At 65.3% G+C, this 18,015-nt stretch carries 16 protein-coding genes; 5 read left to right on the top strand and 11 right to left on the bottom strand.

Annotation, left to right across the window (positions count from 1 at the left end; translation table 11 throughout):
• Positions 1-111: 111 nt before the first annotated feature.
• Both DBO85_RS03695 and DBO85_RS03690 read right to left on the bottom strand, forming a co-directional pair.
• Positions 112-957: an AAA family ATPase gene (locus DBO85_RS03695; RefSeq protein ID WP_108105365.1), complete on the bottom strand. Its 846-nt coding sequence runs from the start codon at positions 955-957 to the stop codon at positions 112-114.
• 232 nt (positions 958-1,189) lie between these two features.
• Entirely contained in the window at positions 1,190-2,266 is a 1,077-nt protein-coding gene (locus DBO85_RS03690; RefSeq protein ID WP_108105362.1) for an AsmA family protein, read from the bottom strand.
• A 131-nt stretch (positions 2,267-2,397) separates the two neighbouring features.
• On the opposite strand from DBO85_RS03690, the gene cysK reads away from it, so the two are divergent.
• Positions 2,398-3,372, top strand: coding sequence for a cysteine synthase A (cysK, locus tag DBO85_RS03685; protein ID WP_108105359.1), 975 nt, complete (start codon positions 2,398-2,400; stop codon positions 3,370-3,372).
• A 49-nt stretch (positions 3,373-3,421) separates the two neighbouring features.
• Positions 3,422-3,970 (top strand): glutathione peroxidase, encoded by a 549-nt coding sequence (locus DBO85_RS03680; protein ID WP_108105357.1) that lies wholly within the window; start codon positions 3,422-3,424, stop codon positions 3,968-3,970.
• A gap of 211 nt (positions 3,971-4,181) precedes the next feature.
• Here DBO85_RS03680 and DBO85_RS03675 read toward each other — a convergent pair whose 3' ends face one another.
• The 4 genes from DBO85_RS03675 to DBO85_RS03660 form a co-directional block, all read right to left on the bottom strand.
• Positions 4,182-6,725, bottom strand: a complete 2,544-nt coding sequence (locus DBO85_RS03675; RefSeq protein WP_108105355.1) for a penicillin acylase family protein — start codon at positions 6,723-6,725, stop codon at positions 4,182-4,184.
• A gap of 330 nt (positions 6,726-7,055) precedes the next feature.
• Entirely contained in the window at positions 7,056-7,517 is a 462-nt protein-coding gene (locus DBO85_RS03670; protein ID WP_407681441.1) for a DUF2489 domain-containing protein, read from the bottom strand.
• Positions 7,510-7,701, bottom strand: a complete 192-nt coding sequence (locus DBO85_RS03665; protein WP_108105351.1) for an SEC-C metal-binding domain-containing protein — start codon at positions 7,699-7,701, stop codon at positions 7,510-7,512. The genes DBO85_RS03670 and DBO85_RS03665 overlap by 8 nt, the downstream gene beginning before the upstream one ends.
• Before the next feature lie 6 nt (positions 7,702-7,707).
• Positions 7,708-8,187 carry an LEA type 2 family protein gene (locus tag DBO85_RS03660; protein WP_108105349.1) on the bottom strand — a complete coding sequence of 160 codons (480 nt, stop codon included), beginning with the start codon at positions 8,185-8,187 and terminating at the stop codon, positions 7,708-7,710.
• A 129-nt stretch (positions 8,188-8,316) separates the two neighbouring features.
• Between DBO85_RS03660 and DBO85_RS03655 the strand changes: the two genes are divergently transcribed.
• From DBO85_RS03655 to DBO85_RS03645, 3 genes are all read left to right on the top strand, one after another.
• The gene (locus tag DBO85_RS03655; protein WP_108105347.1) at positions 8,317-8,877 is read left to right on the top strand and encodes a hypothetical protein; all 561 of its coding nucleotides are present in this window, start codon (positions 8,317-8,319) and stop codon (positions 8,875-8,877) included.
• A 228-nt stretch (positions 8,878-9,105) separates the two neighbouring features.
• Entirely contained in the window at positions 9,106-10,158 is a 1,053-nt protein-coding gene (locus tag DBO85_RS03650; RefSeq protein WP_108105345.1) for a PAAR-like domain-containing protein, read from the top strand.
• A 15-nt stretch (positions 10,159-10,173) separates the two neighbouring features.
• Complete coding sequence (locus tag DBO85_RS03645; protein WP_108105343.1) at positions 10,174-11,103, top strand: hypothetical protein; 930 nt, start codon at positions 10,174-10,176, stop codon at positions 11,101-11,103.
• A gap of 36 nt (positions 11,104-11,139) precedes the next feature.
• On the opposite strand, the gene DBO85_RS03640 is transcribed toward DBO85_RS03645, so the two are convergent.
• From DBO85_RS03640 to DBO85_RS03620, 5 genes are all read right to left on the bottom strand, one after another.
• On the bottom strand, positions 11,140-12,237 hold the full coding sequence (locus DBO85_RS03640; RefSeq protein ID WP_233356541.1) for a GGDEF domain-containing protein: 1,098 nt from the start codon (positions 12,235-12,237) through the stop codon (positions 11,140-11,142).
• 159 nt (positions 12,238-12,396) lie between these two features.
• A complete protein-coding gene (locus DBO85_RS03635) occupies positions 12,397-12,957 on the bottom strand; it encodes a nucleotidyltransferase family protein (RefSeq protein WP_108105339.1) in 561 nt (186 codons plus the stop codon).
• A 25-nt stretch (positions 12,958-12,982) separates the two neighbouring features.
• Positions 12,983-13,951: an endonuclease/exonuclease/phosphatase family protein gene (locus DBO85_RS03630; RefSeq protein ID WP_199286985.1), complete on the bottom strand. Its 969-nt coding sequence runs from the start codon at positions 13,949-13,951 to the stop codon at positions 12,983-12,985.
• Between the two features lie 193 nt (positions 13,952-14,144).
• Positions 14,145-16,250: a hybrid sensor histidine kinase/response regulator gene (locus DBO85_RS03625; protein WP_108105335.1), complete on the bottom strand. Its 2,106-nt coding sequence runs from the start codon at positions 16,248-16,250 to the stop codon at positions 14,145-14,147.
• Positions 16,240-17,739: an ATPase domain-containing protein gene (locus DBO85_RS03620; RefSeq protein ID WP_108105332.1), complete on the bottom strand. Its 1,500-nt coding sequence runs from the start codon at positions 17,737-17,739 to the stop codon at positions 16,240-16,242. The genes DBO85_RS03625 and DBO85_RS03620 overlap by 11 nt, the downstream gene beginning before the upstream one ends.
• Positions 17,740-18,015 lie beyond the last annotated feature (276 nt).

The raw sequence follows: 18,015 nt of genomic DNA, 5'->3' as shown, positions 1-18,015 counted from the left end.
AGCTAGCGCCCGGCCAGGCGAGGCGTGGTGAGAAAGCGCAGCTTACGTCTGTAAGTGAGCATTTCGAACCGCGCCTCAACGCCGCCTGGCCGACGCGCAGCCAGCCCGGTTTTAGCGCCCGGCGCGGCGGGCCATGAAGGCCAGCCGCTCGAGCAGCATCACGTCCTGCTCGTTCTTCACCAGGGCGCCGGCCAGTGGCGGGATGGCCTTGGTCGGATCGCGTTCACGCAGCACGGCTTCGCCGATGTTGTCGGCCATCAGCAGCTTGAGCCAGTCGACCAGTTCACTGGTGGAGGGCTTCTTCTTCAGGCCCGGCACCTTGCGCACGTCGAAGAACACTTCCAGCGCCTCGGCGACCAGGTCGCCGCTGATGTTCGGGTAGTGCACGTCGACGATCTTCTTCAGCGTCTCGCGATCGGGGAAGGCGATGTAGTGGAAGAAGCAGCGGCGCAGGAAGGCGTCCGGCAGTTCCTTCTCGTTGTTCGAGGTGATGATGATGATCGGGCGCTGCTTGGCCTTGATCGTCTCGTTGGTCTCGTAAACGTAAAACTCCATCTTGTCGAGTTCCTGCAACAGGTCGTTGGGGAACTCGATGTCGGCCTTGTCGATTTCGTCGATCAGCAGGATCACGCGGTCCTCGGACTCGAACGCCTCCCACAGCTTGCCCTTCTTGATGTAGTTGCGAACGTCATGAACCTTGTCGGAATCCAGCTGCGAGTCGCGCAGGCGGCTGACCGCGTCGTACTCGTAGAGACCCTGATGGGCCTTGGTGGTGGACTTGATGTGCCAGGTGATCAGCCGGGCGCCGAAGGCTTCGGCCAGTTGCTCGGCGAGCATGGTCTTGCCGGTACCCGGCTCGCCCTTGACCAGCAGCGGGCGCTGCAGGGTGATGGAGGCGTTGACGGCGAGCTTGAGATCGTCGGTGGCGACGTAGGACTGGGTACCTTCGAACTTCATCTGCAAATCCTCGAAACGGTTGCACGCGGCGCGGAGCCGGGCGGCTCCTTATGAGTAGGCGGCGACTATAACGCGGGCTGGCGGCCACTGTGAACGCAGCGGCGCCATTCAGTCACTGAATGGCTCTGGGTGTCGCTGGAGGAGGTGCCTCAACCCCGGAGGCTTGAATTCTGCCGTGGCCGACGTGCAATCTCGGTCGCGGTGCTTGCCGGGTACGGTGCAGCGTCAACCGTCAGTCCTGCGGGTCGCTCGACCCCTCGAATCCTGGGTCGAAGGCTTCGACGAAGCCGTTGCGCAGGATCGCGATGAACGCCTGCAGCGGGCTCGTCTCGGCATCCTGCAGGCTACCGCTGAGCGGCACCCGGGTGGCGAACTGGTCCTCGCTCTGATTCTTCAACACGTTCTCGCTGATGCCGACCAGGGCTTCCCAGGCCGAGCGGAAGAACCCCTTGTCGCTGTCGGACACGTCCTGTTCCCAGTCGAAGATTTCCACGTCATGCAAAAGCGGCTTGATGTAGCCGTCCAGTTGTCCCTTCTCGGCGCTCGCCTCGATCACCAGGTCGCCATGACCGGCCTTGAAATCGAATTTGCCATAGGCGCCGCTCAGTTCGTTGAGCTGGGTGAGGTCGATGTCGCGGGCACGCAGGCGCATCTCGAAGTCATAGAAGTCCTTGAACGGATCGAATGATGCCTCGGCCTCTACCGGTGCGTGCCCGAGCAGCAGCCCGTCTCCAGCGAACCGCGCGACGCGGGTGCCGTCATCGCCCTCGACGTTGGTCAGGTTGTGGAAGGTCGCCTGGATGTCGCTGGTGCGAACATCCACCTGCGGGTCGGACTGGAAATTGCGAAAGCTTACCTGGCCGTCCACCAGGTGCAGCTCGTTGAGGGTGATGGGCAACAGCTCTTCCAGCTCTTCGCGCCAGTCGGTGCCCTCGCCACTCTGCGAGTCATCCCCGTCCTCGCCGCCATCGACGAAGTTCAGCACGGGTCGCTCGAAGATCACTTCGGCGACTATCGCCCGATCATTCCACAGCGAGCGCCAGCTGACCGCAATGTCGATCGCGGCGATCTGCACGAAGGGCACCGGCATTTCCTGGTCCTTGCGGACGATGAGCAGTTCGTCGAGGCGATAGGCCCCGCGCCACCAGGCGAGGTCGACATCGCTGATCCGGCCGCGGTAGTCGCCCATGTCGGCGAGCTTGTCGTTCAGGTAGTCGCGCAGCAGGTAGGGCAGCAGCAGATGCAGCGCCAGGAGCAGGGCCACCAGGATCAGAACGGCTTGCAACGGGGTGCGTACGAGTCTCTTCATGATCGAGCAGACCGCTGGCCAGGGCCTGCCGTTCCCTGCGCCCCGACGTTGCGTACGGACTGGACGGCCCGGGTGTGCAGGCATAGGCTTTGGCTCTTTCCCGTACTCCGCATTCCGTCAAGGACAGTGCCATGAGCCGCATATTTGCAGACAACGCCCAGAGCATCGGCAATACCCCGCTGGTGATGATCAACCGTCTCGGTGCCAAGGGTGTGACCATCCTGGCCAAGATCGAGGGGCGCAATCCGGGCTATTCGGTGAAGTGCCGGATCGGCGCCAACATGATCTGGGACGCCGAACAGAAGGGCCTGCTCAAGCCGGGCATGACCATCGTCGAGCCGACCTCCGGCAACACCGGCATCGGCCTGGCCTTCGTTGCCGCGGCGCGTGGCTACAAGCTGGTGCTGACCATGCCCGCCTCGATGTCGCTGGAACGGCGCAAGGTGCTCAAGGCGCTCGGTGCCGAACTGGTGCTGACCGAGCCGGCGAAGGGCATGAAGGGCGCCATCGAGAAGGCGGCCGAGCTGCTGGCGCAGAACCCTGGCGAGTACTACATGCCGCAGCAGTTCGATAACCCGGCCAATCCGGCGATCCACGAGAAGACCACCGGCCCGGAGATCTGGAACGACACCGACGGCGCCATCGACGTGCTGGTCTCCGGGGTAGGCACCGGCGGCACCCTTACCGGCATCTCACGCTACATCAAGCACACCTGCGGCAAGTCGATCCTCAGCGTCGCGGTGGAACCGAGCAATTCGCCGATCATCAGCCAGGCGATGGCTGGCGAGGAGCTGAAGCCGAGCCCGCACAAGATCCAGGGCATCGGCGCCGGTTTCGTGCCGAAGAACCTCGATCTGTCGCTGGTCGACAAGGTCGTCACCGTCAGCGACGACGAGGCCATGGCCATGGCGCTGCGGCTGATGCGTGAGGAAGGCATCCTCTGCGGCATCTCCTGCGGCGCGGCGATGGCGGCGGCGGTGCGCCTGGCCGAACAGCCGGAGATGCAGGGCAAGACGCTGGTGGTGATCCTGCCCGACTCGGGCGAGCGTTATCTGTCCAGCATGCTGTTCAGCAACCTGTTCACCGACCAGGAAATGCTGCAGTAACCGTGCGCCCGGAACACCGGGCGTCGCCAGCCAGTAGAGGAGAGCGGCGATGAAGGTTCTACCCACCGTTTTGCTGGCTTTATCGCTGGTAGCCGGCGCGGCGAGTGCCGCCGAGTGCCCGGCGCTGCTGCAGGGTGAGCTGCCGCGCCTGCGTTCACCTGACAGCATCGACCTGTGCGCACAGTTCGCCGGCAAACCGCTGCTGGTGGTGAACACCGCCAGCCACTGCGGTTTCGTCGGCCAGTTCGCCGGCCTGGAGGCGCTGTACCAGCGCTACAAGGACCAGGGGCTGGAGGTGCTCGGCGTGCCGTCCAACGATTTTCGCCAGGAAGACGCTGACGCCAGCGAGACCGCCAAGGTCTGCTACGTCAACTACGGCGTGACCTTCGGCATGACCGAACAGCAGCCGGTCCGCGGCAAGGACGCCATCCCGCTGTTCCGCGAGCTGGCCGCCCAGAGCAGGGCGCCACGCTGGAATTTCTTCAAGTACGTGGTCGGCCGCGATGGCAAGGTCATCGCCAGCTTCTCCAGCATGACAGCCCCGGACGATCCCAAGCTGATCGCCGCGATCGAGCAGGCGCTGGCCTCGCAACGCTGACCCACCCGCACCATCGCCCCACAGCTGTCCTTCTCCCTGCGGGAGAAGGTGGCGCGCAGCGCCGGATGAGGGAAGCTTCGGCGCGCAGGATGCCGAGCGCAGCCTGAGACATGCCTAGGCGGCGAGTCGCCTGCACCATCCCTCACCCGCCTTCGGCACCCTCTCCCGGCGGGAGAGGGAAAACCGGTGTGTTGCTTGAGCTCCCGTGAGGCTATCGCTTGTTGGGGATCAGCAACAGACGCTGGTTGCCATACACCCGGTCGATATTCTCGCTTCTGAACGGGAAGCTGACGTAGTCGCCGCGGCGCCAGGCGTCGATGCCGTCGGCGTAGTGCGGGCTGGCGGGGTTGCCGGACTGGCCGCTGCTGTTGATCGCTTGCATCGGTTCCTGCGCGCCGAAATCCACCACCAGGCGCATGGCCGGGATCAGCCAGGTGTCGAAATCGCGACCCCAGGGGTAGGCGGAGACGTTCAGCGTGCTGTGGTCGCCGCCGGCGGGGTAGGGGCCGCGATTCAGGTAGCCGCTGATGGCTTCCAGCTTGCTGCGCTGGCCGGCCGGCAGCAGGGCGGCGGAGCGGCTGCTGTCGCTGATCCAGTGGTAGCGGTGCAGTTTGCCCCACTGCCAGCCATGGCGATCGGCCCCCAGGCGTTCCTCGCAGAGGGCCACGGCGGCGGCCAGGCTGCGGGCCAGGATGGTCGGCTTGTCTTCGCGTTCGGGGGTGCGCAGATCATCCCAGAAGGGACTGTCGTCGCGACCGAGCAGATGGTCCGCCTGTGCCGAATAGGAGTTGTTGGCGGTGTCCACCAGCGCCTTCCAGGCCGGGCTGTCCTCCGGACCGAGTTCGTCGAGGAATATCTGCTGCGCGCTCATGTGCAGGAAGGCTGAGTAGAGTGCAGCGTCCGCAGAGCTGGCGTGCAGATCACCGTCGAACGCCAGCAGGCGGCGCAACGCTTCCTCAGCCCTGGCGCGTTCCGCGGCGGGCAGGCGGGCGATGGCTGCACGCAAGGGCTGCTGCATGCCGGGGGTGCTGAACATGCCCTGCAGCTTGCCGGCGAAGAGGGTCTTCTGATCGAGCTGCATGGCTTTCATGCTCGCCTGATCGTGCCTGCCGCTGCCGGCCAGCTCGGCGATACGCTCGGCGCGTTCGGGGTAGTACCAGGAGCTCGACAGCTGCATGCCGTAGCCGCGCGGCACGCTGCGCTGGTTGGCGCTGCCGAGCCAGCCTGCGCTGGGGTCCTGGTCGTAGGGATGCAGCATCGGGTCGGCGAAGCCATCCCAGTCGTAGTGGCCGTCCCAGCCGGGTGAGGGCAGCAGGCCGATGCCGCCACGCCGATTCGGGTAGCGACCGGTGACCTGCCAGCCGATGCTGCGCGCATCGGCGAACACCAGATTCAGCGGAACGGCGCGAATCTCGCGGGCTGCCTCGAAGGCCTGGTCGAGGTTCTTCGCCAGCGACAGATCGAAGAACGCATCCAGGCTCCGATCCCCCTCGAGCGAGGGCATGCGCAGCGCCAGGCCGAGGTTGCTGGCATGGCTGGCCGGTTGCAGTGGCAGCTTGCGCTCGCCCGCCAGGGCGGCGTTCAGCAGCGGCCCGTTGCGCGTCTCGTGCAGGGTTTCGCGACGCGGCGACTGGCCCTTGATGAAGAAGGTCTCCTGGCGCTCGCGGGTCGGCAGCCACTTGCCATCGGCCAGGTAGTACAGGCGACCGCCTTCGGACTTGAGCTGTTCGAGGAACAGATCCTGGGTATCGCCCATGACCATGGTCATGCCCCAGGCCAGATGACCGTTGTAGCCGGCGACCACGGCCGGCACCCCGGCCACCGAGACGCCGGCGGCGTTGAATTTCGGCGAGCGGATCTGCACGTAGTTCCATGCCGAGGGCAGGGCCAGCGGCAGATGGGTGTCGTTGGCCAGCAGGCTTGCGCCGCTGCGGCTGCGCTGCGGGGCGATGGCCCAGTTGTTCGAGGCGGCGACGCCGAGCATGTTCAGCTCGGCGATGGCGCTGGCGGTGCGTTCCAGCTGCGGCAGGCCGTCGATCTGCGCGCCGAGGCGCAGGCCGGCGAGTTTCTGCGCTTCATCGAAAGGCAGTGGCTCGTCGGGGTAGGTGGGCAGCAACCAGGCCAGCTTGTCGCTACCGACCTTCTCGGCGAGCACCAGGCTGGCGATCTCCTCGCGCAGGTTGACTGCCAGGCTGAAGTTCATCAGACAGAAGATCAGTGCCGAATCCTCGGGTTTCCAGTAGGCCGGACGGTGGCCGGACTCGGCGAGATCCATCGGCAGGCGGTCGCGGTAGCGATAGAGGTAGGCGTTGACGCCGCGCGCATAGACTTCGAAGGTCTGTTTCAGACGTGGCGAGGCAGCGCGGTAGAGCTGGTCGGCGCTGCGCCTGAGTTCCACGCTGCGCATGAAACGGTCGACGTCCAGTGCGCCGGGCCCGACCATCTCCGACAGGCGCCCCTCGGCCAGCAGGCGCATGCTCACCATCTGGCTCAGGCGATCACCTGCGTGCACGTAGCCCAGGGCGAAGACCGCGTCGTGAAAGCCGGATGTCTCGATCAGCGGCATGCCCAGCGGATTGCGCCGGATGCTGGCGCTGCCGGCCAGGCCGGTGACCCGCTCGATGCCCTTGCTCGGCGGCACGCTGGCGCCGTAGCGGCTGTCCAGCAATGACTGGCAGCCGCTCAACCCCACGGCAGAGAACAGCAGGGCGGACAAGCCGAAGACGGCGAACGGACGGAAGCGGATCGGACGCATGAAGACTCTCGGCTGGAGCAGGGTGGTCCCGGCGGGCTGCCAAGGTTAGCAGCGTGGCTGTGGCAGGCAAGCGGCGGTAAGGGCGGGAGCGGATCGGGATAGCGCGAGCGGCGTCCAGCATCCGGCGGCGAGTCGCCTGAACCATCCCTCACCCGCCTTCGGCACCCTCTCCCGATGGGAGAGGGAAAGGCTGCGCACGCTTGAGGCTCTACATGACAACCACCCCACGCCAGCGTCTCACAGCTGTCCTTCTCCCGCCGGGAGAAGGTGGCGCGCAGCGCCGGATGAGGGATGGTTGGCGCTGCAGGTGGTCTGAAATTCAGCGCAGACTCAGCGCGCCAGCCCTTCATCCAGAAGCCAGCGTGCCGCACTCCGGGCAGCGGCCTTATGTTGCAGCTCCAGTTCGCCGAAATGCACTTCATGGCGACGTCGTTCGGAGCGCTCCAGGGCTTGCCAGTCGGCGTGGGTCGGGATGTCGGCGGTAGCCTCGAAGAGCGTCTGGAAGACTGCGGTGCGACTGTCCTGGCTGAGCAGCGGATCGAAATTGTCGAGTAGCACCTTGATCCGGATCGCGCCCTCGATCAGCGGCAGCTGGCCTTCGAGCAGGGCGCCGGCAAGTATCCGCAGGTCTTCGCGCAGCTGCGCATGGCTGGCCTGTGCCGCCTCGCGCTGCCGTTGCTGCTGGCGCCAGACGCGGCGCCACAGGTGCAGGGCGTAACCGGCGAGTGCCGCCAGCAGCAGAATGCCGGCCGCGACGAGCAGCCAGAATCCGCTCAGTCCGGTCTCAGGCACCGTGGCACTTCTTGAATTTCTTCTCGCTGCCGCAGGGGCAGGGATCGTTGCGGCCGACATCCTTGAGCGCGTTGCGAACCGGCTCCTGGTGGTTGCAGTGCGGTCCGTGCACGTGGCCGTGGTCATGGCCATGGTCGTGATCATGGGCGCAATCGGGGCCGTGGACGTGGGGTTCTTGATGCATGGGGAATTACTCCGGGATGTAGTCGCCGGGGATTATCTCGCCATTGCGCAGCAGTTGCACCTTGCGACCGAACAGCAGCCCGGTCTTGATCTCCGCCTGCAACTGGTAGCTGATCGGCCGGTCGGGTTTCTCGAGCATGCGCACGACCTTCTTCAGGTGGCGCCAGAGGTTGGTGCGTACCGGTACCTTGAAGGTGTGACGGCTGTGCGCGGGGACGGTGAACCAGTCCGAGGATTCGCCATCGGCGAGTTTCATGCCGTTCAGATGCACGCTATAAACCATGCCGCGCACGGGCACGCTCACCGGATTGGGATTGTCGATGCGAAAGGTCAGATGGAACAGCTGGTCGGTGAGCCGGGCGCGTTCCACTTCAATCTTGACGAGCTCGATCTCGGGGTCGTCGAACTGGCCAGTGAACCAGGTCGAGCAACCAGCGAGGCTGCTCAGAAGTATCAGGGAAAGCGTTAGGCGGATAATTCTTGTCATTTGCGCCTGCGATAGGGCCGCTGTTGATGCGAGGCGGCAGTGTAACAAGCCGCAGGTGACAGGCAATCGATTGGTTCGACAAAAAGATCTGCGCCATACTCGGGCCAGCACAGCAAAGGGAGCGTGAGCATGAGCCGCTATGAAATCGCCTTTTCCGGGCAACTGGTGGCCGGCGCGCCGCTGGAGCAGGTAAAGGCCAATCTGGCCCGGCTGTTCCAGGCCGACGAGCAGCGCATCGCGATGCTGTTTTCCGGGCGGCGGATGGTGATCAAGACCGGCCTGGATGAAGCCGGTGCGGAGAAGTATCGGGTCACCCTGGAACGCGCTGGCGCCGTGGCGGAAGTCCGCGCGCTGGATGTCGAGGTCGAGGAAGTCGAGCTGGCACCGCCGCCGGAGCCTCAGGCGCAGCGCCCGGCAGCGTCCGCCGCCGCGGCGCCGACTGCCAGCCCGGCCGGGGCGAAGGTGATTCCGCGCGACGAGTACATGGCCGCGTTCGCCGACGTCGAGGCGCCGGACTTCGGCATCGCTCCGGTCGGAGTCGATCTGCAGGACGAGAAGCCCGATGCGCAGGCCCCTGAGGTCGATCTGTCGCAGTTCAGCCTGGCGCCGGCCGGCAGCGACATGGGCGAGATCCCGCGCAAGCTCGACGGCCCGCTACCGGATATCTCGCACCTCAAGCTGGAACCCTGACGGCTTCCGGTTGAAAGCCAGGGGCGGCGAGTCTTTCGCCGCCCCCGGCTTTTCTGCAACTGGCGGCTGGTGGCCGCAGTTCGGCGCGCACAAGGTCTGTGCGCCACAGCCAGTCGTTGCGGCGCCAGGGCGGGGCGCGGTCGGGCGAGATTTGCAGGCGTCTTTCGTCGTGGCTGCTAGATTCACTTCACCTGCGCAGTGGGCAGACCCTCTTCTGGAGCAGTCGTGATGGCCAACCAGGTATTCGCCAACGGTATGGAAATTTCCTGCAAGGCTGCCGACGGCAAGTCGGTGGCCTGTTTTCCGGATGTCTGCTTCACCCCACCGCAAGCGCCACCTACGCCGCCCGGCGTGCCCATTCCCTACCCCAACACCGGCATGGCCAGCGACACCAGCAATGGCTCGCGCACGGTGAAGATTTCCGCCAAGGAAGTGATGCTCAAGGACCAGAGCTACTTCAAGACCAGCTACGGCGATGAAGCCGGCTGCGCGCCGAAGAAGGGCGTCATCACCAGCAAGATCAAGGGCAAGGTGTACTTCACCGCCTGGTCGATGAACGTCAAGTTCGAAGGCAAGAATGTCGACCGCATGGGCGATCTGACCACCCACAACCACGGCTCCCAGGGCAACACCGTGCCCTGGCCGTATCTGGACGAGGTGGCGCTGGCCCTGGATGACCACCCTTGCGCCAAATCTGGTGACGCCAAGAAGGTCAATGACGATTGCAGCAAGCCGATTGCCAAGGACTGCTCGGATGCCTGCTGCAAGGCCCGGCGCTGCGTCATGGTGCCGTTCAGTCCGAACAGCTGTGTGGGTTGCGGTGGCAAGACCCCGCATCACCCGATTCCGGTTGGCGAGTTGTCCGAGTCGCGCAAGAAGGGCGAAGCCCGCGGCCAGTCGCGCTATCCGAAGTATTCCGACGGTGCCGCACCGTGCATCTGCGTCGAGGGCAAGGACCACGACTCGCGCAACCCGGTGTCGACGGAGCTGGACGAGCACGGTCGCGTCGGCGCCAAGTTCGCCCAGTTGCGCAATGACAAGCTGCCCAAGGGCACCAAGCTGGGTGCCGAGTACGATTTCAGCATCGCCCTCGACTGTGGCGCGCAGGCGGTTTCCTCCGCCACCGGCTGCGACGAGGCCTGCGTGCGCAAGCAGCTGGAAGTCGCGCACGAGCAGATGGACGTGAAACCGACCGACAAGGCCTTCAAGAGCAAGCAGAAGGCCAATGTTCCGCTGTTCAAGAAACCACCGATAGCCGCAGCGCCGGTGGCCCCCCAATAGGTTACGGATAGACGAATGCCATCTTCCCCCGATTATTTCTTTCTCGACGGTATCCCGCTCGGCGCCGGTGACATCGCCCTGGCGGCCCAGTACAACGCCTATGCGGACGTGGAAGCGTCGCGTCTGTTGCTCTGGCTGCAAGGGCAATGGACCTACGTCGACTTCGACGAGGACGTGATTCGCTCGCTGGCCTACGACGCAGCCAGCGCCACTCTCTACATGCTTGGCAAGAATGGCTCGGTGTATCGGCTGGGCGGCGCCGGGGCTGGGATCGGGTTCACCCATGCCAGCATCGCCGGGACCCTGGCCGAGGAGGCGGTGGTCGACCCGGAGGAGCGTGGCGAGCTGCTGCGCATTCGCGTCCTCGACGGACGAGTGCTGGTCTGTGGCCTTGGCGGACAATTGCTGGAGCGCCGAGGTGGCAGCTGGCAGAGCCTGGGCTTCGAGACGCCCATCGCCGAATCCCCGGACTTCGAAGATGTGAGCCTGGACGAGCAGGGCTGGCCGCTGGCAGTCGGCTGGGCCGGCGCCGCCTACCGCTTTACTCCGCAGGGCCCGCAACGCCTGGACTTGCCCAGCAACCTGATCTTCTCGACCTTGGTCGCCGACGGCCCCGGCCGCCATCTGCTCTGCGGCAACCAGGGTGTCGCCTTCGAGATCATCGGCAACATCTTCCGGGATTGCAGCGTCGAGGAGCCGCAGGGCAATCTCTGGTCGATCGTGCGTCACGCCGGGCTGATCTACGCCTGCGAGCCGGGACGCTTGCTGGTGCGCAAGGGCGACGTATGGGAAACCGAAAGCGTCAGCCAGAGCATCGCCGGGCCCTCGTTTCATCGCCTGCTGTCCACCGGCACGGAGCTCTGGTCGTTCGGCGCAGACCATGTCTTCGTCAAGCGCGAGGAGGGCCAGTGGCAGCAGTTCGCGGTGATCGGTAACGAGATTTAGCCGCGTCGCCGTGGTCCTTCCGGGCAGCGCGGCGCTTCAGAGTACTTCGATGCGATCACGCCCATTGGCCTTGGCCAGATAGAGCGCGCGGTCGACGCGATCGAGCATCGCCTGGGTGCTGCGGTCGCCGTCGTACTGGGTCACGCCGAAGCTGGCGCTCTTGTGCTGAACGGTATCGAAGACAAACGCATTGATGCGTTGCTGCAGCAAGGTTGCCGCGGCGCGCGCCTGCTGCGCGTCCGCTTCGGGCAGCACGATGAGAAATTCCTCACCGCCCAGGCGACCGACCTTGTCGACATTGCGCACGTTCTGCCGCAGCAGGGTGGCGAACTGGCGCAGCACGTTGTCGCCGACGGTATGGCCGTGGCTGTCGTTGACGTTCTTGAAGTGGTCTATGTCCATCAGGATCAGCGAAAACGGCGTGCCATAGCGCTGCGCACGGGCCAGCTCGCCAGCGAAGAACTGGTCGATGCGGGCGCGGTTCCACAGGCCGGTGAGGCCGTCGGTACTGGCGCTGAGAGCGAGGTCGCGATGCTGCAGGAAGATTTCCTTGTACGCCTTCTCCAGCACCTGGGCGCAGAGCAGGCCGAAGGAGAACGATGCCAGGATCCAGATCAGGTGCAGGCGCTGCACGCCCGGCTGCAACGAGTCGGTGAAGGTCACGGCAAGGATGATCAGCGCCGAGATCGAGGCGGTCAGCATGGCCTGGCGCAGGCGCAGCCCGGAAATGGCGAAGGTCCAGATCAGGTTCAGGTACAGCTCGGGTGCGAAGTGGGCGAAGTCCGCGTGGCCATAGTTGAAGTGCAGGTTGACGGCTACCGCAAACGTCGGCGCGGTCATCAACACAGCGATCATCGGTCGGTGCAGGGTCGGGCGGAAGCTCATCAGCCCGGTCGCCAGCAGCAATCCTGGAATCACCCCGCCATGCAGCAGCAGGCGCAGGCCATGGGCATCGCTGGCGACATTCAGCTCGATGGCGGCATACACCAGGTACAGCGCCATGGTCAGGAAGGCGACGTAACGGATCTGCGCGACCTTGGCATGCCGATACCAGGCAGCGAAGTGCGCGCAGGTGGCCGGTGAGCTGTCGTGCAGCGGGTCCAGCGATTGCTTCAGGTGTTGGATCAGGCGCACCGGCTTCTCCTGGCAGGTTGCCAGCATGCTACACAGGAAGCGCCGCGCAGCTCCAGCGCCGAGGTGGGCGGAAACGGGTGAGGCGGCGTACAGGCCGCCGGAGACGTTCTGCCGAGAGTGTCTGGCTGCAGCCTTGTCGGCGGAGCCAACGGCGGGCGATCAATCCGTGTCGAGCATCTTCAGCAGCGGCCAGCGTGCCGCCCAGTTCTTGGTGACGACTCGCTCGCGGTACAGCGGGTGCTTCCCGGCGCAAAAATGCGGGCCGGGGCGGACGATCAGGTCGAACAGATCAGTCAGGCCGAAAGGTGCCGCTACCTCCAGCTGATCGTCGTCGCTGAGCCTGATCGCCACGGCGGTCGCGGTCTCCGGCCAGTGGCGCATTGCATCAGTCGTCGAGTCGTAGGGCTGGTCGTGATTGCGCAGGTGCATGCGTGCCTGGTTCTTGATTGACCAGTTCAGCGTCTCGTCGCGCTGCTGCAGCAGTGAATCGAGTTCGGCATCCAGTGCTGCCGCGGCGCGCGCATTATCGAACCAGACGACGTCCACATCGCCCGAAGGCGGCGTGATCGGGCGATGGTGCAGGTGATCCCAGACCGCGTTGCGTACCAGACCGGCAGCCACCCAGCAGTCGGGCAGGGCAAGCTCGCGTACCAGACGCAGGATCTGCATGCGCCTTGGGTCAGCGGTGATGATGTCGCGCAGTCGTTGAATGTGCCGCATGCGGGCCCCTGGCAAGTTCGCGCGTTCAGCGCAGTTGCAAATGCACCACCACCGGCCGGTGGTCGGAACCCAGGTCCGGGCCCAGGCCGGCGTCGATCCGTCGCCAGTGCCCGGAGGCGAACACGTGATCGAGCGGCAGCAGTGAGAGTCCACTGAACGCGTTCGGCCAGGTCGGTGCCAGTCCGCTGGCGCGCTGCAGGCGCGGATCAATGCCGAACAACGTGCGGCTCCAGGGCGTGGCGTTGAAGTCGCCGGCCATCAGCGCCGCCTTGTCGCCTTGCGCCAGCCGCTCTGACTCCTCGGCCAGTGTCCGGTCGCGGGCCCTGGCGAAAGCACTGCTCAGCGGCGGCATCGGGTGCAGCGCGGCAAGCGCTACGCGGCGTTCGGCGAGATGCATCGACGCATGCAGACGCAGGGTCTGCTGGGCATCGGCGGGTTCGACGATCCGTATATCGCTCAGCGGATGTCGGGAGAGGATGGCCAGGCCGAACGGGTCGGCCTGCGGTGCCTCCACCCGGTAGGGGTAGGCGAGCCGCAACGCGTCACTGGCCAGCGCCTGCTGCGCCACCGCGGTGAACTCCTGCAGGAACAGCAGATCCGGCGCCTGCTCGCCCAGCAGCCAGTGCTGCAGTGGCTGAAAATCCCTGCTGGCCAGATTGAGGTTGGCAGAGGCGACCAGGAGGCTCGGCTCCTTTGCGTCACCTTCCTGCGTCGCCGGCAGACTGGTCGGCTGATGGGCGAAAACCAGTGCCAGCACCGCGCTGGGAACCAGGCACCGCCATCCGTCGCGCAACACCAGCAGCAGCGCCAGGCAGAGCATCCCCAGTCCCAGGTACAGCCACTGCCAGTGGCCGAACAGCTCCAGCGCCCAGAGCGCATCCAGGCGGATGAGGCGTGACAGCGGCGCGCTCAGGCTGGCCAGCGCACATAGCCAGAGCAGCCGGCGTGCTCGACTGCGCAGCAGGGTTGGAAAGGATGGGGAGGTCTTGCTCACGAAAAGGCTCGATCGAAGGGGCGCTGGCAGGTGATCAGGGACGGGCGGGGACGGCGGCACCGCCGGGTGAAAATGGCGCAGCGCACTGTGCCATATCTGCCGGCGCATCCGACAGCCAGCCGGCGTGGCCACTGCCGGCGAGCAGCGAGGTGAATGCCCGCAGGTGATGCTCAACCGCCCGGACGAGCGTTGCTCAGTTGAGTCGTCCGGGTCTGCTCGCCGCCTTTGCCTGATCCGTCGCCCCGAGCATGTCGGCCACCCGCGTGGCGAGCACGTCGAGGGCGAAAGGCTTGGTCAGCAGCTGCATGTTCGGGCCGAGGAAATCGGCGCGGCTCATTGCGCCTTCCGCGTAGCCGGTCAGGAACAGCACCGGCAGCTGCGGCTTGAGCTGCTGCACCACCTCTGCCAGTTGGCGGCCGTTCATTCCGGGCAGGCCGACATCGGTGACCAGCAGCTCGATGTCTTCCAGGCGCCGGAAGTAGTCCAGTGCCTCTTCGCCATCGCGCGCCACGACGACCTGATAACCCAGCTCCTGCAGCAGCTCCTGATTGATCAGGCGTACCGAGTCGTCGTCCTCGACCAGCAGGATCGGCTGTCCCTTGCCCGGCACCAGCAGCTCCTGCGCGGCCTGCGCCGCAGAGGAAACCTGCACGGCCTGGGGCAGGCGGATCGAGACGCTGGTGCCGGCATTCGGTGCGCTGTCGATGGTGAGAACGCCGCTGCTCTGACGGGCAAAGCCGTAGACCATGGAGAGCCCGAGACCGGTGCCCTGGCCGATGGGTTTGGTGGTGAAGAACGGCTCGGTCACCCGACTGAGCAGGTTCTGCGCAATGCCGCAGCCCGAGTCGCGTACCTCGATGCAGACCTCGCCTGCATCCGCGCCAACGGCTGATCGTTGCAGGCGAGTGCTGATCGTCAGGTTGCCGCCGTGGGGCATGGCGTCACGGGCGTTGAGGGCCAGGTTGAGCAGCGCGTTCTCCAGCTGGTTGGCGTCGGCGCAGACCCAGGGTTCTTCCGCGCTCAGATCCAGCCGCAGCACGATCTGTTCGGTCAGGGTTCGTTCCAGCAGATCCCGCAGCGTCAGGACCAGGCGGTTGACCTCGAGCGGCTTGGCATCCAGCGACTGGCGCCGGGAGAACGCCAGCAGCCGCTGGGTCAGTGATGCCGCGCGTCCGGCGGAGCTGAGTGCGGCATCCATCAGTCGATCCACGCCGTCGGTTCGCTGGTTGGCGATGCGCAGCTTGATCAGGTCCAGCGCGCTGATGACGCCGGTCAGCATGTTGTTGAAGTCGTGGGCGATGCCGCCGGTCAACTGGCCGACCGCCTCCATCTTCAGCGATTGGCGCAGCTGTTCTTCGGCGCGCGCGCGTTCTTCGCTCTCGGTGCGCAGCTGCTGGACCACCGCGTTGAGCTCGCGGGTGCGTGCCTGCACCTGGATCTCCAGCTCCTCGTTGAAGCGTCGCAGCGACAGCTCGGCCAGTTTTTCTTCATTGATGTCGACGATCACCGCTGCCGCCCCTATGACCTGGCGGCTGCCGCCATACAGGGGTACGGCGCTGACCCGCATCCAGGATTGGGAGCCATCGCCCTGATCGTGGCAGAAGTCGATGCCGGTGGCGGGTTCGCCACGTAACGCTCGAGCGGCGGGGAACATCTGCGGCTCCAGCCGGTTGCCGTGCGCATCGTATCCCGTCCAGGCGGCGGCGCGATCCGGCTGCCGGGAAGGGATGACGCCGCCGGAGGTGTACTGCACATACAGCGGATTGGTGACCAGGGGCTGCCCCTGGTCATCCATGAAGCAGACCCCGACCGGGATGTTCTCCAGCAGCGTCTGCAGGCGACCGCGTTCCTCGGCCAGCTCGACCAGGCGATCACGCATCTCGAACTGCCGCTGGCGCGAGCGCCAGGCAGCCGCCACGGCGCTGAGCAATGACGCCGAGCTGAGAGGGCGCTCCAGCACCACCACATGTCCCGCCGAGTCTGGCAGACGCCGCCGCGCCAGCTCGGTATCCCTGCCGGAGCGACGCTGGTTGGACGACAGCAGGATGACCGGGATTTCCGACCAGGCCGGTTGCTCGTCCAGTGCCGTGCCCAGCGCACCAGTGTTTCTTTGCAGGGCTTCCTCGGTGAGGATCAGGAGCCCGGTCTGGCTGTCTATCGCACTCGCCAGGGTGGAGGCGTCTTCGTAGGTCTGTACCGGGTATTTGTCGCCGAGCAACCGGCTCAGGCAGACCGCATCGCCCTTGAAGGGTGCGGCGACCAGCAGCGTCGTCGGTTGGAACCGGGGTTCATCGGTCACGTTTTCGCTCTTCCAGCAGGGGTGCGTCGGAGCCGAAGTACTCGGGCGTGCCGGTGAGCACGCCGCGGAAGTCGACCAATGGCTCGCCTACCCGCAGCCCTTGCGAGTCGATGCGCAGTTCGCGGATGGCGTTCTCGTGAGCCCCGCTGCGGTGCTTGAGCACCGAGATGGCCTTGCGCAGCCGCCCCTGTGCCTCGAAGAAACGAATCAGGATGACCGAGTCCGCGACATAGGAGATGTCGAGATTGGTCTCCAGAGACCCCACCAGTCCGTGCTGCAGGCCGATCAGGAAGGTCACCACGCCCAGATGGCTGAGGTAGGAGAGCAGCTCGTGCATCTGCAGCAACAGCTGCTGTTCCTGGGGCATGGCGGTCATGTAGCCGTTGAGGCTGTCGACCACGATCATGCTGGCGCCGCGCACCTCCACATCGCTGCGCACGCGCCAGGTGAACTCGCCGGGAGACACCTCGCCCGGATCGATCTGCAGGATCAGCAGCTGGCCGCTATCGATGTAATGGCCCAGCTCAAGCCCCATGCTTTTGGCGCGAGTCAGCAGGGTGCCGATGCGTTCGTCGAACTCGTAGATGGTGCATTTTTCGCCGCGCGCGCAGGCCGCGGCGAGATAGATCAGGGTCAGGGTCGTCTTGCCCGAACCGGCCGGGCCGGTGATCAGGGTGGTGGTGCCCTTCAGCGGCCCGCCGCCGAGCAGCTCGTCCAGCTCGCCAACGCCGCTGCGGACCGCTTCGCCTTTGAATTCCACGTGATGTGACGCTGCGATCAACCGCGGATAGACCTGCAGGCCACCCTTGCGGATGGCGAAGTCATGGAAGCCGCCGATGAAGTCGACCCCACGCAGCTTCTGGACCTGCAGGCGCCGGCGTGCGGCACCGAAATCCAGGGTCAGGCGCTCCAGGGTGATCACCCCGTGGCAGAGGCTGTGCAGATGGTTGTCGCGCTCCGGTGCGCGCCCGGCCAGATCGTCGATCAGCAAGACGGTGACATTGCGCCCGGCAAAGAACTGCTTGAGCGCCAGCACCTGGCGGCGATAGCGCAGCGGGTCCTGGGCCAGCAGGCGCATCTCGGAGAGGCTGTCGAATACCAGCCGTTTGGGCTGCAGTTTGTCCACCCGTTGCTGGATCAGGCGGATGGTGTCGCCGAGTTCCGCTTCCCAGGGATGCAGGATCGATTGTTCATAATCCTCCCCCAGCACCTCTTCGGAGGAACCGAACTCGAACAGCTCGACGCCATCCAGCGACCAGCCATGCGAGTGAGCGACGCTTTCCAGCTCTTCGCTGGTTTCGGAGAGGGTGATGTACAGCACCGGCTCGCCGGCGGCGACCCCTTCCAGCAGGAAGCGAAGGCCCAGGGTGGTCTTGCCGGAGCCCGGTGTTCCTTCCAGCAGATACAGGCGGTTGCTGGGCAGACCGCCCTTCAATACGGAGTCCAGACCGGCATTGCCGGTTGAAATAAGCGGACGCGTTAGAACCATTACTACCTCGAATTGGCGCCGTAGCAGAACGGCAGTGCCTTAGCGAGTCAGAGCTGGAGCAAAGGTCAAAAGTTCATCATCTGTCGCCGAACAGGCGGCTGTCGAAGTGCGCCTTTTTTACAAGAAAAATAAGCAAAAACAGTGAGTTGAGAGTCGATGATGACCTGAGGGCTTCGCCGAAAAGCCCCTGCATCGGCAGTCCGACATCACGCTGTCGGTGGGGCGGTCAGCCCTGATAGGTGCTGGGTGGCGATCCGCCGAATTCGGTTGTGCGCA

The sequence above is a fragment of the Pseudomonas mangrovi genome, from assembly GCF_003052585.1.
Taxonomy (GTDB): domain Bacteria; phylum Pseudomonadota; class Gammaproteobacteria; order Pseudomonadales; family Pseudomonadaceae; genus Aquipseudomonas; species Aquipseudomonas mangrovi.
This window is presented reverse-complemented; position numbering and strand designations above follow the sequence as displayed.

Coding starts and splice junctions, on each gene's coding strand:
- DBO85_RS03635 (WP_108105339.1), bottom strand. CDS start 12,957: ATGCGGCACATTCAACGACTGCGCGACATCATCACCGCTGACCCAAGG.
- DBO85_RS03695 (WP_108105365.1), bottom strand. CDS start 957: ATGAAGTTCGAAGGTACCCAGTCCTACGTCGCCACCGACGATCTCAAG.
- DBO85_RS03645 (WP_108105343.1), top strand. CDS start 10,174: ATGCCATCTTCCCCCGATTATTTCTTTCTCGACGGTATCCCGCTCGGC.
- DBO85_RS03620 (WP_108105332.1), bottom strand. CDS start 17,739: ATGGTTCTAACGCGTCCGCTTATTTCAACCGGCAATGCCGGTCTGGAC.
- DBO85_RS03660 (WP_108105349.1), bottom strand. CDS start 8,187: ATGACAAGAATTATCCGCCTAACGCTTTCCCTGATACTTCTGAGCAGC.
- DBO85_RS03680 (WP_108105357.1), top strand. CDS start 3,422: ATGAAGGTTCTACCCACCGTTTTGCTGGCTTTATCGCTGGTAGCCGGC.
- DBO85_RS03675 (WP_108105355.1), bottom strand. CDS start 6,725: ATGCGTCCGATCCGCTTCCGTCCGTTCGCCGTCTTCGGCTTGTCCGCC.
- cysK (WP_108105359.1), top strand. CDS start 2,398: ATGAGCCGCATATTTGCAGACAACGCCCAGAGCATCGGCAATACCCCG.
- DBO85_RS03655 (WP_108105347.1), top strand. CDS start 8,317: ATGAGCCGCTATGAAATCGCCTTTTCCGGGCAACTGGTGGCCGGCGCG.
- DBO85_RS03665 (WP_108105351.1), bottom strand. CDS start 7,701: ATGCATCAAGAACCCCACGTCCACGGCCCCGATTGCGCCCATGATCAC.
- DBO85_RS03690 (WP_108105362.1), bottom strand. CDS start 2,266: ATGAAGAGACTCGTACGCACCCCGTTGCAAGCCGTTCTGATCCTGGTG.
- DBO85_RS03650 (WP_108105345.1), top strand. CDS start 9,106: ATGGCCAACCAGGTATTCGCCAACGGTATGGAAATTTCCTGCAAGGCT.